The organism is Pseudoalteromonas sp. Cn5-37, assembly GCF_021532495.1.
GTDB classification, from domain to species: Bacteria; Pseudomonadota; Gammaproteobacteria; order Enterobacterales; family Alteromonadaceae; genus Pseudoalteromonas; species Pseudoalteromonas simplex.
In genome coordinates this window covers 25,818-39,063 of sequence record NZ_JAKGBA010000010.1, presented here as the reverse complement: position 1 = coordinate 39,063, position 13,246 = coordinate 25,818, and the positions used below count along the sequence as shown (strand labels likewise).

Annotated in this window: 13 protein-coding genes; 6 read left to right on the top strand and 7 right to left on the bottom strand. The window is 42.7% G+C overall.

The window, feature by feature from the left end; genetic code table 11:
• Positions 1-159: 159 nt before the first annotated feature.
• Together typA and L1266_RS13130 are read left to right on the top strand one after the other, a co-directional pair.
• Positions 160-1,983: a translational GTPase TypA gene (gene typA, locus L1266_RS13135; protein WP_054552393.1), complete on the top strand. Its 1,824-nt coding sequence runs from the start codon at positions 160-162 to the stop codon at positions 1,981-1,983.
• Between the two features lie 393 nt (positions 1,984-2,376).
• The gene (locus L1266_RS13130; RefSeq protein WP_054552394.1) at positions 2,377-2,802 is read left to right on the top strand and encodes a BLUF domain-containing protein; all 426 of its coding nucleotides are present in this window, start codon (positions 2,377-2,379) and stop codon (positions 2,800-2,802) included.
• Between the two features lie 15 nt (positions 2,803-2,817).
• Here the strand turns inward: L1266_RS13130 and L1266_RS13125 are convergent, their stop codons facing one another.
• Positions 2,818-3,909, bottom strand: coding sequence for an MBL fold metallo-hydrolase (locus L1266_RS13125; protein ID WP_138602667.1), 1,092 nt, complete (start codon positions 3,907-3,909; stop codon positions 2,818-2,820).
• Between the two features lie 132 nt (positions 3,910-4,041).
• On the bottom strand, positions 4,042-4,698 hold the full coding sequence (locus tag L1266_RS13120; protein WP_054552396.1) for a DUF2959 domain-containing protein: 657 nt from the start codon (positions 4,696-4,698) through the stop codon (positions 4,042-4,044).
• 86 nt (positions 4,699-4,784) lie between these two features.
• On the opposite strand from L1266_RS13120, the gene L1266_RS13115 reads away from it, so the two are divergent.
• From L1266_RS13115 to dtd, 3 genes are read left to right on the top strand one after another with little or no spacing between them, the layout of a single operon-like run.
• On the top strand, positions 4,785-5,657 hold the full coding sequence (locus L1266_RS13115) for a virulence factor BrkB family protein (protein WP_054552397.1): 873 nt from the start codon (positions 4,785-4,787) through the stop codon (positions 5,655-5,657).
• A gap of 25 nt (positions 5,658-5,682) precedes the next feature.
• A complete protein-coding gene (locus tag L1266_RS13110) occupies positions 5,683-6,636 on the top strand; it encodes an alpha/beta fold hydrolase (RefSeq protein ID WP_235377672.1) in 954 nt (317 codons plus the stop codon).
• A complete protein-coding gene (dtd, locus tag L1266_RS13105) occupies positions 6,624-7,061 on the top strand; it encodes a D-aminoacyl-tRNA deacylase (protein ID WP_054552399.1) in 438 nt (145 codons plus the stop codon). The genes L1266_RS13110 and dtd overlap by 13 nt, the downstream gene beginning before the upstream one ends.
• Positions 7,062-7,068: 7 nt before the next feature.
• On the opposite strand, the gene L1266_RS13100 is transcribed toward dtd, so the two are convergent.
• On the bottom strand, positions 7,069-7,758 hold the full coding sequence (locus L1266_RS13100) for a spermidine synthase (RefSeq protein WP_138618022.1): 690 nt from the start codon (positions 7,756-7,758) through the stop codon (positions 7,069-7,071).
• A 228-nt stretch (positions 7,759-7,986) separates the two neighbouring features.
• Between L1266_RS13100 and L1266_RS13095 the strand changes: the two genes are divergently transcribed.
• Positions 7,987-8,880, top strand: coding sequence for a bifunctional GNAT family N-acetyltransferase/hotdog fold thioesterase (locus L1266_RS13095; RefSeq protein WP_054552401.1), 894 nt, complete (start codon positions 7,987-7,989; stop codon positions 8,878-8,880).
• Between the two features lie 66 nt (positions 8,881-8,946).
• Here the strand turns inward: L1266_RS13095 and L1266_RS13090 are convergent, their stop codons facing one another.
• The 4 genes from L1266_RS13090 to L1266_RS13075 all read right to left on the bottom strand — a co-directional run bounded on the left by L1266_RS13090 (position 8,947) and on the right by L1266_RS13075 (position 13,240).
• On the bottom strand, positions 8,947-9,984 hold the full coding sequence (locus L1266_RS13090; protein ID WP_194442218.1) for a phospholipase A: 1,038 nt from the start codon (positions 9,982-9,984) through the stop codon (positions 8,947-8,949).
• A 186-nt stretch (positions 9,985-10,170) separates the two neighbouring features.
• Complete coding sequence (locus tag L1266_RS13085) at positions 10,171-11,289, bottom strand: succinylglutamate desuccinylase/aspartoacylase family protein (RefSeq protein ID WP_235377671.1); 1,119 nt, start codon at positions 11,287-11,289, stop codon at positions 10,171-10,173.
• Between the two features lie 5 nt (positions 11,290-11,294).
• Positions 11,295-12,500, bottom strand: a complete 1,206-nt coding sequence (locus L1266_RS13080) for a PLP-dependent decarboxylase (protein ID WP_235377670.1) — start codon at positions 12,498-12,500, stop codon at positions 11,295-11,297.
• Complete coding sequence (locus L1266_RS13075) at positions 12,500-13,240, bottom strand: 2,3,4,5-tetrahydropyridine-2,6-dicarboxylate N-succinyltransferase (RefSeq protein WP_235377669.1); 741 nt, start codon at positions 13,238-13,240, stop codon at positions 12,500-12,502. The genes L1266_RS13080 and L1266_RS13075 overlap by 1 nt, the downstream gene beginning before the upstream one ends.
• Positions 13,241-13,246: the final 6 nt, after the last annotated feature.

The following is a 13,246-nucleotide window of genomic DNA, read 5'->3' as shown; positions in this document are numbered from 1 at the left end:
AGAAAGTTTATAAATTTATATTGGATAAACTTTCATCCATGCCATTATTAAGGGATAATATGCGCCCTTTTAAATCCTATGCTGGGACATCTGGTGAAAACGCAGGTGACTGCGTAGATCTTGCAGGATCAATGAGATTCAATTTCTCTGAGAAAAAATATGAGCATCGAAAAGTTAAGAAATATAGCGATTATCGCCCACGTTGACCACGGTAAAACAACTTTGGTTGATAAACTGCTTGAGCAATCAGGCACATTAGAAACGCGCGGCGGTAACGAAGAGCGCGTAATGGACTCAAACGACATTGAGAAAGAACGTGGTATTACCATTTTAGCTAAGAACACAGCTATCTCTTGGAACGACTACCATATCAATATCGTAGACACCCCAGGACACGCCGACTTCGGTGGTGAAGTAGAACGTGTACTTTCGATGGCTGACTCAGTATTACTACTTGTTGATGCTCAAGAAGGTCCAATGCCGCAAACGCGTTTCGTAACGCAAAAAGCATTCGCACAAGGTTTAACGCCGATTGTTGTTATCAACAAAATCGACAAACCTGGTGCACGTCCTGACTGGGTTATGGACCAAGTTTTCGATTTATTCGATAACCTAGGTGCAACTGACGAACAGTTAGACTTTAAAGTAATCTATGCATCAGCTATCAACGGCTGGGCAACAATGGATTTAGACGAGCCATCAGATAACATGGAACCAATGTTCCAGATGATCGTTGACGAAGTATCTCCACCGGATGCAGATCCTGAAGGTGCTTTCCAAATGCAAATTTCTCAGCTTGACTACAACTCATACATCGGTGTTATCGGTGTAGGTCGTATCAAGCGTGGTACTGTTCGTCCTAACCAACAGGTTACTGTTGTAAGCGCAGACGGTACTAAGCGTAACGGTAAAGTTGGCCAAGTAATGAGCTACTTAGGTCTTGAGCGTCATGAAGCAGAATCTGCAGGCGCAGGTGACATCATTGCAATCACTGGTCTTGGTGAGCTGAAAATCTCAGACACTATCTGTGATGTAAATACCGTTGAAGCATTACCACCACTAAGCGTTGATGAGCCTACAGTAACAATGACGTTCTCTGTAAACACATCACCATTTGCTGGTAAAGAAGGTAAATTCGTAACGTCACGTAACATTCTTGAGCGTTTACAAGCTGAGCTTGTTCACAACGTTGCATTACGTGTTGAAGAAACTGACAACCCAGATAGCTTCCGTGTTTCTGGTCGTGGTGAGTTACACTTAGGTATCTTAATCGAGAACATGCGTCGTGAAGGTTACGAGCTTGCGGTATCTCGTCCACAAGTAATCCTTCGTGAAGTTGATGGTCAAAAAGAAGAGCCATACGAAACACTTACAATCGACTGTCAAGAAGAGCACCAAGGTTCTATCATGGAACAAATTGGTCTTCGTAAGGGTGAACTAACAGACATGTCTCCAGATGGTAAAGGCCGTGTACGTATGGACTTTATGATCCCAAGCCGTGGCTTAATTGGTTTCCAAACTGAATTCATGACATTAACGTCTGGTTCTGGTCTTCTTTACCACACATTCGATCACTACGGTCCACATAAAGGCGGTACTATCGGTGCTCGTAAGAATGGTGTAATGATTGCAAACGCAACTGGTAAAGCACTTACTAACGCATTATTCAACTTACAAGACCGTGGTAAGTTATTCATCGGTCACGGTGTTGAAGTTTACGAAGGTATGGTTATCGGTATCCACAGCCGTGACAACGACCTAACTGTAAACGCGCTTAAAGGTAAGCAACTTACAAACGTTCGTGCATCGGGTACAGATGAAGCACAAACGCTTGTTCCACCACTAAACTACACGCTTGAACAAGCGATTGAGTTCATCGATGATGACGAGTTAGTGGAAGTAACACCTGAGAACATCCGTATTCGTAAGCGTCACTTAACTGAAAGTGAGCGTAAGCGTGCGAGCCGCGCAGCTAAAGACTAATAACGTCTTTTAGTTTTGCAAAATAGAAGCCGCCGTATTGAAAAATACGGCGGTTTTTTGTTGTAATGATTAGCCGTCAGCCGTCAGCCGTCAGCCGTCAGCCGTCAGCCGTCAGCCGTCAGCCGTCAGCCGTCAGCCGTCAGCCGTCAGCCGTCAGCCGTAAAAAATCGAGAAGTTAGATTTCAGAAGTCAGATATCAGTTGATCGAGAGGGTGGTTTTATTTTTTATGTAATTACACAAACAATCTTGTTGTTGAGGAATGTATTTTACTTTGTTCTAACCACTAACCACTAACCACTAACCACTAACCACTAACCACTAACCACTAACCACTTTTTACTAACTCCCCCATCTGTACTATCTTTTCTAAATCCAACTTGCAGGAGAGTAAGATGTATTTAGTTAGACTGATTTATACAAGTGAAATTAGCGATGGGTTTGGGCCTAATGATATTGAGGATATTCTCGAAAAGGCGAAAAAGAAAAATGCTGAATGTAATGTAACAGGGCTACTTTGTTTTAATAGTACTCATTTTATGCAATGTCTTGAAGGATCGCGAAAAGCAGTGAATGCAACGTATCATCGTATTTTGAATGATAAAAGGCATCGCAACATTATCATGCTGAACTATTGCGAAATTGCAGAGCGGGAATTCGAAAAATGGTCGATGGGGTACATACCATATTCAAAATTAACAACGCCATTAAATATTAAATACTCAGGTACTAGCGATTTTAATCCATTAGCAATGTCAGCAGGAAGTGCTCACAAATTGATGCTTGCTTTGCGAGACTCCATGCTGGATAAAGTTATTTAATATTAGCCCGTACCTTTAAAGCGAGATTTGCTCTCCTTCGTTCATTATATAAACCGGAACTTGGCTGTTCATCTGCTTTTGCATATTTAACAACCTAAGTAATGCCGAATGACTTGAATGGTCACCCATTTGCCAGCTTGAGTTGCCGTAACCCCATGGGATCATCACTTTACAGCTTAACTCTTCTGCCGCGTTTAATGCATCTTCAGGTGTAGTATGAACATAACGATACCACTTACCATCTTCTTCATGGTAGTAGGAAGCAATTGGCATTAAGCACACATCAATCTCGCCGTATTTTTGCTTAATATCTTGAAAGTGTTTTGAGTAACCGGTATCACCAGCAAAAAACAAGGTCTTGCCATTTTGCTCAAGTAACCAACCATTCCATAAGTCTTTATTGTGGTCGTCGTAAATGAAAGGCACCATAATGCGACTGCTAAAATGATGGGCCGGCACCGAATGAATCGTTAGGTCATTAATTTGTGTACTTGCATACCACGCCATCTCTGAAATATTAAAGCCACCAGTCGGAAAATTATCTGCAAAGCCTAGTGGCACTAAATAGCGGGGAGCATTACCAATTTCTTCGATATCTGCTTTATTAAAATGGTCATAGTGAATGTGTGAGTACATTACCGCGTTTAAACCTTCGAGCTCTGACTTAGTAGGCCAAAATCCGGGCTTACGATAACTGCCACCAGCAAGTTTAAAGGCCAAGTCTACGGGTGAGTCAAACTGATCTTTAACAGGGTCAAACAACAGTTGTTCACCATTTGGTGATTGAATATAAAAGCCTGCATGACCTAACCAACGGACTATAAACCCTGTATTTGTTGCTGGAACTATTTGTTCAGCTTGATATTGGCACTGAGAATTGCTGTCATCACATATAAGTAGCTCTGATGGTTCATAGCAATTGTCTGTACAGGTTGTTGGGTATTCTTTATCACCCGGATAAAGGTTGTGGTAGCGACCTTCGAAGTCACCTTCAGTTTTTAATGGGGTTATAGTGCCTTCACCGGCAATAACATTCACTGTATTCGAGTTGCTACATGCGCTTATAAGTGCTGCTGCAATAAGTGTTGAGAGTGTTTTTAAATGCATACTATGCTTACTTTTTATTCTTTGCCGTGAGTTTAGCAAAATAAAAATTAAGATAAATCATTAAAAAGTAACAAGAGGTTACACAAAAAAGCCTACGTTTAAGTAGGCTTTGATATTAATAGCTTGAGCTGATTAGCCCGCTTTATTCATTTGCTCAATGAACTTATTCGAGTCTTCAATTGATTTGTTCATATCGTCCATTAACACTTTAATATCGCGTTTAAGATTTGTGAACTCACCTTTGATAGCTGTAACAGCCTGTGCGTTTAGGTTATGTTTTAAGTACAAAACGTTGTCATGTAAAGATGATAATACCGGCTCCATTTTGCTCTCTGCACTGCGCATTGAGCGAAGCAGTTGATCAAATTGGCGCTTAGTTGCGTTGAGCTTTTTGCTGCTTTCACGTTTTAGTGAGGCGCTTTTGTATTGTTCTAGCTCGTCGGCCCATTCATCAAACAGTGCCTCAGCTACATCTTCTACTTTATTGATATTGTTTGTAACGTCGTTCGCTGCAGCTAAGCTCGACTCGTAATCATCATTCAGTTGATTGTAGGCATCTTGTAGCTCACCACCATCAAAGTTGATCAGCGTGGTTAATCTGTCTAGTGCTGATTGAAACTCTTCTTGTGACTCTTGCTGTGCTTCTTTTGTTTCTTCTACGCGGTCCACTAAAATGTCGCGTTTATGCACACCGACAGACTCCATGGCTGAGTAATAAGCTGACTGGCAGCCCGATAATGCCATTGTAACTGCAAATAGTGGTGCACTTAAAAGTGTCAGTTTTTTCATTGAGAATCCTTTTTAGGTACCTGTCATTTCAAATTATGTGGTGGATTGCTATGATTATCAAAACATTTTAGCAGAAATTAGATTCTATGGACGAGAAGCTCAGTCGGTATAAGCTGCAAATAAGCATTTTCTTAAAACAACAACCTGCTTGGTGGATGCAGTATCTCAATCGTTGTATTGACGATCAAATCACAGTCAATGCGGGTTATTTGGCTTATGTAACCTTATTATCAATCGTGCCTTTAGTGGCGGTTGGTGTGGCTATTTTTTCTGCTTTCCCAGGATTTGAAAGCACGTTAGTGACTATAGAAAACTTCTTGTTTACTAATCTTGTGCCGACCTCTACAGATGTAATTAAAGAGCATATCAGCGCCTTTGCCGGTAATGCGAATAAAATGACTGCCGTTGGTGTGGGCTTTTTAGCGGCGGTATCCTTGTTACTTATTCGCAATGTCGATGCTACATTAAATCGAATTTGGCGTATTAAGAAAAAGCGCCCAATGATGATTTCGTTTGCCGTTTATTGGATGGTGCTTAGTCTAGGCCCTGTATTATTAGGGGCTAGTATTGGTGTTACTTCATACATCGTGTCGTTAGTGTCGTTTGCCGATCAAGGCATTCCCGGCTTTAGCGGCTTTTTATTGAAATTATTACCTTACATAATTTCAATGATTGGCTTCATTATGCTCTATACTTTAGTTCCTAACACACGAGTTCCATTTAGAGCGGCAATTCCGGGCGCTTTGTTTGCAGCTATGTTGTTTGAGCTGACAAAAAAAGGCTTTGCTTTGTACATCAGCCACTTCCCATCATACGAAGTTATTTATGGGGCGTTGGCGACAATCCCTATTTTATTTGTATGGGTGTATTTGTCGTGGATTGTCGTATTACTCGGTGCAGAATTTACTGTATGTATCAGCCCTGAGAATATCGAGGACACGCCTGATATAGAGGTTTAAATTCACTGCACCTAAGGAGAGCGAGGTGCAGTTACATCCACAATATGTTGCCAACCGTGATTATCACTTAAGTGTTGGCGATGGTCATCAAATCCATGTGCAAGAATATGGTGCGTCTACAGGGATTGCTGTGGTGTTATGCCATGGCGGTCCTGGTGCGGGTCTATGCCCTGAAAATTGCCGCTTTTTCGACTTAGAACGTTTTCGAGTGATCATGTTCAGTCAGCGCGGTTGCGGTCACTCAACACCCCATGATAGTTCAACCAATACCACCTCAGAATTAGTTGCCGATCTCGAGTATTTACGCCAGCAACTGGGTATTGAAAAGTGGCTGGTGTGTGGTGAGTCATGGGGGGCCACTTTGGCACTTGTCTATGCTATTTATCACCAAGAGCATGTTGCAGGGCTTATTTTACGGGCTAGCTTTTTAGCATGTAACAGTGACTTCGAGTGGCTTTACACAACAAAAGGAGCCGGCGCGCATTTTTACCCTGAGTGCTTTAATGAATTTGCACATAATTACACTGATTGGCACGCCTTACTCGACTTTTATCAGCAGCAACTAAACAGTGACGATCAAATTAAAGCTAGTAAATTTGCCAAGTTATGGTGTCATTGGGAGCAGGTATTATGTCATGGTGAGCCGTTAACAAACTGGAGTTTACAGGAGCCCCATGTCGGGTTAAACCAAGCAAGGTTAATGGTGCATTACTTTCGTCATCACTGTTTCATTGAAGAAGGCTTTATCGCAGAAAATGCACATTTACTGACTCATTTACCGATTTGGTTTATTCATGGCCGCGCTGATTTGATTTGTCGATATAGTGCCGTACAGCAGCTTGCTGAGCAGTTAAATGCACAATTATTGATTTTAGATGGCATTGGGCACAGCAGCGATAATCAGGTATATTTGGCGGCAATGCGACGTGCCGCAGATTTAATGTATATCAAGTTATCGAGGGATCAATGCAAGGCTTAATTCAAAGAGTAAAACAGGCAAAAGTAGAAGTGGCAGGTGAAGTAGTGGGTGAAATTTCAAACGGTATTTTGCTGCTATTAGGTGTTGAAAAACAGGACACCGAGCAAAGCGCCCAGAAGCTTTTACACAAAGTCAGCAATTACCGCATTTTTACAGATGAACAAGGAAAGATGAACTTAAGTTTGAACGATATCAAAGGTGAGCTTTTAGTGGTTTCGCAGTTTACCTTAGCAGCCGACACTAAAAAGGGTATGCGTCCGAGCTTTTCAAGTGCTGGCACGCCAGAACAAGCCAATACACTCTATGAGTATTTTATTGCAGAGGCTAAAAAAGCAGGCTTAACAGTAGCTACAGGGCAGTTTGGTGCTGATATGCAAGTAAGCCTATGTAACGATGGTCCCGTTACTTTTAATTTATCTATTTAACAGACAACTACTTTTTGATCATCACGATATGATTCACGTAGTCGGGGATTTTTACAATGCTTGGGCGCTTGCCAAACTCGGTGATTAGCAGGTGCTCAAGTTGCTTTAGTTGCGATGGGTGATTAGATAAAAAATTAATGAACAACAAGCCATCTTTTGCCATCGCTGCTCTTAGTTTGGTGTAAAACAGGTGCTTGTATAAAAATAATGGTGCATCTACCTCACTGAATAAATCTAAGATGATCCAATTGTATTCGTTGTTTTGCTCTAATACTTGCTGCGCATCAAAACAGTGCAGGTTACTGGCATGGTCGCCACCAAAGTAACGTTTATAGCAGTGAATTATGTCGGGGTTTTTATCAACCGATGTCAGTTGGCTATCAGGGTAGGTGTGCTGTAAGTAGTTACGAATAGCACCACCACCTAGGCCTAATTCTAAAATCTTTTTCGGTTCCTCTAAGTCTTGCCAAAGCTTTGCAAGGTATTGTAAATGAGGGAAAAGTAATCTGGCAGGTCGGCGTTTTTCAATGACCGATTGCAGGGTTTCGTTGATCAGTAACCAGCGTAATTGGTTAAGTTGCCTAACTTGAATACTGTAATTGCCTTGTTTATGCCAATAAATGAGCTGCCCTAATCGGTGACAGTCCTCAATAAAACTATGTTTTACTGCGCCACTGGGTTCAAGAAAATGTTCCATATTTCGGGCCTTTAGCGTGTTATTATAATAATTAGACAATTATTTCAGCATAGACCAGTAAGCATAAAGTGAAATTGTGCATTAGTTTTTACAGCCATGAATAATAATTTAGGCTGGGTCACCAAAGTATTATTCCAACTTGATAGAAGATCGCGTATCGTAATTCGCATTGCAAAGGCCACGACAGAAAAACAACAGACCCGTGGCTGAATTATCACAGGAGTTTTTATGTTTAAAGTGACCACCCCGCAAAGCAGCGAAGATTGGCAAGCATACTATTCATTACGTTGGCAGGTTTTAAGAGCACCCTGGGGCGAGCCGCGCGGTTCTGAACAAGATGACTTAGAGCAAGACGCAGAGCACCGCTTTATCAAAAATAATGATGGCGAAGTATTAGGCGTAGCTCGCCTGCATTTTAATAATCATCAGCAAGCGCAAGTTCGTTATATGGCGGTTGCTGAAGGTAATCGTAACCAGCATATTGGTAGCCGTTTATTACATGAATTAGAAAAAATCGCATGGACTCAAGATGCAGATGAACTGGTATTGTTTGCTCGTGAGCGAGCCCTTGATTTCTATAAGCGTCATGGCTACGAATTAAAAGAAAAAGCACACCTTGCCTATGACGATGTACAGCATTGGAAAATGGTAAAACAAAAACCCTCTGAGCCGGGTTGGTTCCGTCATCCAAACTGGACACAAGTACTACAAAATACGTGGCGTGAGTCGATCCCTATCAGTGATGCAATGGGAATAAAAGTAGAAAGCTATACCGATTGGCAGTTTACTACGCGCGCTGATCTAGATGCGAACTTAAATCTTCATAACACTATGTTTGCCGGCTCGATTTATAGTTTAGCGACCTTAACAGGCTGGGGCGCAACTTACCTAGCGCTTAAAGAAGCTGGCCTTGAAGGGAATATCGTGTTAGCAGATGCCAACATTAAATACCTTAAACCACTGAATAACGATCCTCGCGGGAGTGTTGAGTTGGCTGGCTGTAAAGGCAAGTTGGCGGAGCTAGAGGACAATGGCAAAGCAAGCTACCATGTGCCAGTGAATGTATACGATGGTGATGTGCTAGTAGCAGAATTTGAAGGTCACTTCATCGTTAAAAAATAACGAATATTCAGAGCGAGCTAACTAAAGCTCGCTCTTTAAGTTAAAGCAAGTCAGTTAACATAACAATTAAAGTAAGTCAGTTAACAGAATACCCACACCAAAACGTTCAATATCAGCGTTGTAATCAATCAAGCTCTCGCCATAACCATTGAAGTATTGTGCGTAGCCACGTAATCGGCCCCAAAGAGGGAAAGACCAGTCTAGTTGGATTGCGCCGCGGTTATCTGAATTTAAGTTATTACGGGTCATAAAGCTAAACTCATGCTCGTTGTAACGGTATGCACCCGAGAATTCAAAGTAACCCATGTATTTGTAGATATCAGGGTTGTCATCACCTTTAGCTTCTAGTTCATCATCTTTTTTATCTTCAGGAATGCGGTACCAAGGCTTAAAGCTAAATACAAAGCCATCTTTTTCCCATAAGAAGTCAGCATAAATACGGTTCCACGAACGTGAATTAGGCTGGCTGCGGCCATTAGATTGATGTGAAGCACCAATTGCAATCGCCATTTCATCGCCCCAAAGCACATGCTCAGGATCAAGGTAGTTCACCCAGAAGATCTCTGGTTCGTAGTTTGTTTCACGAAACGGTGATGAAATATCTTTGTTATAAAACTGCCAAAACGATTGCATGGTAAATGCAAAAAATACGCCTTGGTCTTTATCTGAGAAGCCTTCGAAGATAGGCACTTTGATTGATAATTGGTATTTTACTTCAAGATTATCAAGTGGCTCGCCATCAGTTTGCTCAGCAAGATCCTTTAAACCATCAAAAGGGCGCTCATTCGGATTAGATACGTAAGAAAGCGGTAAAATATAGTTACGCTTATGTGGGGTGATCACATTACGGTTTTTCTTACTTACTTCTTCACGCGCTTTACGTTTGTCTAAAGCGGTGAGCTTTTTGCTTTCATCTAAATCAGAGCACTTTTTACGAAGTTCTTCGAGTGTTTGCTTGCCGTCACCGCCAATAGCTTCGTTCAAAATACACTGCTTTACGAGTTCTAGTGCATCATCTTGTTCGTTAGTTTGTGGTTGTTCAGTTTGAGCAAATACAGGTACAGAAAATAAGCCAGCGGCTGCCAGCCAAATGCGCCATCCCATTGCAGTTCCCTTTCAGTAGACTTGTAAGTAGGTATAATTATAACGATTTTTACATAAGTAACCGTGAACTTGTACTGAATTGTTGAAATTTTAGGTAAATAGAGAGCCCCAAGCTAAGCTTGGAGCCCTGCTGTAACGGCCTAAGAGCATAAGCCGTTGACTCTCACGCAATGAGAAGGGATGAGCTTATAGCTCAAATACATTGGTAAAAAACTTATAAAGTTCGGTACCTTGATTCACGCTTGCTGAAGCAAAATGCAAAATAGCAATGGCGTCTTTATCAAAACTTAATGTTTGTAGCGGCTGCTCAGAAAGGTAGCGCTCCATTCTTAAAATATGAGCGATAGGCTCACCTGCTTTAAAATGGCCGCCCAGTGGGGCAAGGTATTCAACCATGCCACCCATAGGTGCATAGTAAGCTACATAATCTTCAAGCATGCAGGCATAGCGTGTCATCGCTTTTGGATGATACGCAGCATCAACTAATACCTCTTTGTGATTGAGGTAACTTAAAATGCTATTTGCATCTTCATGAGCCGCACTTAAATCGATTTTTTCTTGGCTACCTAGCTCAACGGTGAATGCTTCTACTTGAACAGCAAATTCACGGCCTTGTTTGCCAAGCTCTTCAGACAGTGACCACCATGGACAGAAACTCGCTTCATCCATCGCGCCATCAAAATCACTTGGGATCAATAACACATGTTCGATGTTGAAGTAGCTCGCGCTGTCTTTGGCGTATTCAGGGCAATATAAGTGCTGACTTGAGATAGGCCCAGTGTGAAGGTCTAAAACAATATCTGCCTGATGGGCAAGCTTTTGCAAGTTAAGGGCAATACGCTTACCCGTTGTTAGGCTGTAATCAGGGCCCGTTAATTGACTATCGATGTCAGCAACGAGTGCCTGTTTAAACGCCGCTTTAAGGGTCGCATCATCACAGTCTTTATGCTGTTCAGCAACCTGTGACGGTAATGCTTTATTAAAGCGGTACATGCGGTTCCAGTTGGTGCCCGTAATTGGATCGAAGCGACCTAAAGTAAACTCACCTGATTTTTGATTGCAACCAATAGGGTTGGCATAAGGCACTAGGGTAATATCGCCACGCAGCTTGAGTGATTTTAGCTGCTCAAGCAATTGATAAATTACTGCATTACCTTGTACTTCAGCGCCGTGCATATTGGCTTGTATATACACGTTTGGGCCTGTGCCATCCCCTTTTAAGCGATACACTGGGATTGTCAGAGGTAGGCCGTTGGCAATCTCGCCAACCACAATATTCTCTTGGCTGATTAATTCTTTACTCATGGCGATTACCTTAAATAATAGCTGGCATCTTCAGCGCTACGAATGCACTCAATATTGCCTTGTTCAAGGATGTATTCAGCCGCTAATTCGTGGCATAAAAAGTATGGCATACTTTCGGTAAAGCCATACGCGCCACATTGGCTGAATACCAACCAGTCTTGCTCATTTAAATCGCTCGCTAATTGGTGTTCACCTAAGCAATCAAGGGCGGTGCAAAGCGGGCCGTATAAAGTCATTGCCGCAGGCTCAGCCGTCGATTCGCGAAGTAAGGCCGCAGGGAAATCTTGGCTTGTCACAGCTGGGCGAAGTAAATGGTTAATACCGCCTGATAAAATCACCTGCTGTTGATTGTAATTTACTTTACGCTCAACCACTGGCGTTGCGTAATGGCCGCATTCGCCCACCGCATAGCGGCCAAGTTCCATCCAAAGCTCTTTGACACCGGCATCTGCTTTAATGCTAGCCAAAGTCTCAATAAGTGCAGACCAATCGAGTCGGTTAGCATCTTGAGTATAAGGAATGCCTAAGCCACCCCCTAAGTCGAGAATATTAAGGTTAATGTTTAATGAGCGTGCTAGCTGTTGCAGTGGCGCAATCATCGCGCGCCATAGCTCGGCGAGCTTGTCAGTGCTCAGCATATTGCCCCATTGGAAAATATGCAGACCATCAAAGCTAAGAGCAGGGTAATCACTTGCAGTAAGTGCTTGCCACTCATCACAGCCTAAACCAAAGGGGGTGAGGCTATCACCACCGAGTGGATTCTTTTCGCTGTCTGGCCAACGAAGTTGAACACGCAATAGAACTTGCAGCTGACAATTTGCTTTTGTTGCTTGTTCGTTTAACCAGCGTACTTGGTTAATGCTCTCGGCGACAAAAGTACGTACGCCGCGAGCAATAAAATGTGAAATTTGTTTAGGGCTCTTTGCAGGCCCTGTGTTGAGCACGCGCTCGCTATCGATGCCTTGGGCAAGTACTTGCTCAAGTTCACCTTTACTTGCAACATCAAAGTTAAATCCTGTGCTGTCTAAACATTGAATTATGCGAGACAACGGGTTGGCCTTAACGGCATACCAAAGTTTCACATCGGTTTGCGCAGTCAGTTGATTTAAATGTGCAGTTAATTTATCTAAATCATAGATAAAAAATGGCGTATCAAGATGCGTTGAAACTTGCTCAACCGCTTGCTTGATGGGCGTGCTCAAAAAGCTCATTAACGTAAAACCTCTTCTAACAGTAATGATGCATCGCTTTGTTCATCACGGTATTTCACGATCAATGCACACGACATGCTAAGACCTTGTTCACGAGCCCATGCATTTGAAGCTGGGCGAGAGCCTGGGATCACAATCGCGTTTTCTGGGATGGCTTCACCTTTGTCTAGCTGGCGCTCGTTAACGCAATCGTAAACAGGAATGGTTGCCGATAAGCGTACACCCGGCGCAAGTACAGCACCTTTTTTCACAACCACACCTTCAACAATAACGCAGCCTGCACCGATGAATGCGTCATCTTCAATAACCACAGGGCTGGCACCAATTGGCTCAAGCACACCACCTAATTGTACTGCTGCACTTAGATGAACATTTTTACCCACTTGTGCGCATGAACCCACTAATGCGTGGCTGTCGACCATCGTGCCTTCGTCGATGAACGCGCCAATATTTACATATGCTGGTGGCATGATAATGGTGCCTTTAGCAACGTGTGCGCCACGACGAACACTGCTACCACCTGGTACTATACGCACGCCAGCATCGGCTGCAAAGCCTTGTGGAGCTAAGTTGTGCTTATCAACAAAACCACCCGGGAACTCAGTGTTTGTGCCATTTTTAAAGGCTTCTAAAATGCCTTGTTTAACTTCAACATTGGCGTGCCAGTTGCCGTTCTCGTCCTGTGTTGCCGCGCGAACTGCGCCTGATTCTAAGTTGTTTAATAATTCTAACCAGCTCATGATAAA

Excerpts from the sequence above, each read along its gene's own strand:
- typA (WP_054552393.1), top strand. The coding sequence starts at position 160 with ATGAGCATCGAAAAGTTAAGAAATATAGCGATTATCGCCCACGTTGAC.
- L1266_RS13130 (WP_054552394.1), top strand. The coding sequence starts at position 2,377 with ATGTATTTAGTTAGACTGATTTATACAAGTGAAATTAGCGATGGGTTT.
- L1266_RS13125 (WP_138602667.1), bottom strand. The coding sequence starts at position 3,909 with ATGCATTTAAAAACACTCTCAACACTTATTGCAGCAGCACTTATAAGC.
- L1266_RS13120 (WP_054552396.1), bottom strand. The coding sequence starts at position 4,698 with ATGAAAAAACTGACACTTTTAAGTGCACCACTATTTGCAGTTACAATG.
- L1266_RS13115 (WP_054552397.1), top strand. The coding sequence starts at position 4,785 with ATGGACGAGAAGCTCAGTCGGTATAAGCTGCAAATAAGCATTTTCTTA.
- dtd (WP_054552399.1), top strand. The coding sequence starts at position 6,624 with ATGCAAGGCTTAATTCAAAGAGTAAAACAGGCAAAAGTAGAAGTGGCA.
- L1266_RS13100 (WP_138618022.1), bottom strand. The coding sequence starts at position 7,758 with ATGGAACATTTTCTTGAACCCAGTGGCGCAGTAAAACATAGTTTTATT.
- L1266_RS13095 (WP_054552401.1), top strand. The coding sequence starts at position 7,987 with ATGTTTAAAGTGACCACCCCGCAAAGCAGCGAAGATTGGCAAGCATAC.
- L1266_RS13090 (WP_194442218.1), bottom strand. The coding sequence starts at position 9,984 with ATGGGATGGCGCATTTGGCTGGCAGCCGCTGGCTTATTTTCTGTACCT.
- L1266_RS13085 (WP_235377671.1), bottom strand. The coding sequence starts at position 11,289 with ATGAGTAAAGAATTAATCAGCCAAGAGAATATTGTGGTTGGCGAGATT.
- L1266_RS13080 (WP_235377670.1), bottom strand. The coding sequence starts at position 12,500 with ATGAGCTTTTTGAGCACGCCCATCAAGCAAGCGGTTGAGCAAGTTTCA.
- L1266_RS13075 (WP_235377669.1), bottom strand. The coding sequence starts at position 13,240 with ATGAGCTGGTTAGAATTATTAAACAACTTAGAATCAGGCGCAGTTCGC.